The sequence below is a fragment of the Geomicrobium sp. JCM 19039 genome (assembly GCF_000698145.1).
In the GTDB taxonomy this organism is placed as follows: domain Bacteria; phylum Bacillota; class Bacilli; order Bacillales; family Marinococcaceae; genus Geomicrobium_A.
This window is the reverse complement of record NZ_BAXB01000054.1, coordinates 1-1,404: the sequence shown is the minus strand read 5'-3', so window position 1 is coordinate 1,404 and position 1,404 is coordinate 1. Positions and strand designations below refer to the sequence as shown.

Annotated in this window: 2 protein-coding genes; both read right to left on the bottom strand. The window is 44.2% G+C overall.

What is annotated here, in order from left to right:
• Positions 1–145: 145 nt before the first annotated feature.
• Positions 146–1,015, bottom strand: coding sequence for an IS3 family transposase (locus tag JCM19039_RS21205; protein WP_238545186.1), 870 nt, complete (start codon positions 1,013–1,015; stop codon positions 146–148).
• Positions 1,016–1,029: 14 nt separating this feature from the next.
• Entirely contained in the window at positions 1,030–1,323 is a 294-nt protein-coding gene (locus JCM19039_RS21200; protein WP_042431113.1) for a transposase, read from the bottom strand.
• Positions 1,324–1,404 lie beyond the last annotated feature (81 nt).

Below are 1,404 nucleotides of genomic sequence, written 5' to 3'. Positions count from 1 at the left end.
TTGGACTTCAGTCAAGAAAGTAGACACTAAAAATTGAGCGCCCAAGTATAAAAGCCTACCGCACTGCGTTTGGTCGATCCTGGGTGGAGGACGTTGAAAATCACAACATCATCCACGCAGGATTTTTGGTCACATTCTGAGTTTTTCAGGTTACTGATTCTTTATAGTGCTGCTCATACTGCTTGGGTGAAAGATAACCCAATGCGGAATGGCGTCTCCGTGTATTATAGAACGCGTAGAGATAATGATGAATGGCTTGGATGGCTTCTGTTACGGTTTTGTATTTTTGCCTATAGATCCAATCTTTCTTCAGCGTTGCGAAAAAGGATTCCATGATGGCATTATCGTAAGGATTGCCCTTCCGACTCATGCTTCCCAACATCTTATTGGAGGCTAATAGCTTCCGGTAATCATTTGAGCAATATTGCGACCCTCGATCGGAATGATGAATGAGCCCTGGCGGGGGCTGTTCGGCATCAATCGCTAGTTGAAGGGCTTCCATCGGGAGCTCTTTTCTCATATGAGTTGCGAATGCGGTTCCCACGTTTTTCTTGGTATAGGCATCGATGATACTCGCTTGATAGAGCCAGCTTTCCTTCGTCCAAATATAGGTCAGATCTGCGACCCATACTTGGTTCGGGCGGTCAGCCTTTACCTTCTTATCCTTCAAAACATTCGGGTACACCGGCGAGTCATGATTTGCGTCCGTTGTCACAATAAACTTCTTCGGTTGGCTAGCTTTTAACCCTAGGGCATGCATCATTTTGGCGACTTTCCGTACCGACACCTCGAATCCCCAATCCAGTAAATCTCGTTGGACTCGAGGACTTCCATACGTCTCATAGCTTTGCTGGAAAGACCGAACGATCGCTTCCTCAAGTTCTTTTTGCTTCCGTGTTTTCTCGCTCCATTCAGAGCGATTTCTCCGACGAATCCACTGATGATAGCCGCTTCTTGAAACCTTTAGTACCTTACACATCTTCACAATCGTAAACTCCTCTTTGTGATCTTCGATAAACCCATAAATGATTACGGGTTTTTTGCAAAGATGTTCATGGCCTTTTTTAGGATCTCATTTTCCTCCTTAAGGTCACGAATTTCTTTTTCCCATTCTTTTTCTTTCTTCGCAAGTTCTGTAGGTGTGATGTATTGATTGGGGTCTTTTCCCGCCATTTTTTCCTTCTTATAGGCGGCTGCCCATTTTCTTAACGTCGAAACCGGTACGTCCATTTCCTCAGATACTTGGCGAGGCGTTCGTCCTTCTTCAACGACTAGCTTTGAAAGATGCTCTCGATATTGTTGAGATACATGTTTTTTTCCCATAGGTTCTTCCACGCTCCTCTTGTATTCCTTTCATTATACAAGACGCTCATTATTGCGTGTCCACTTTTTATACTAACTCTA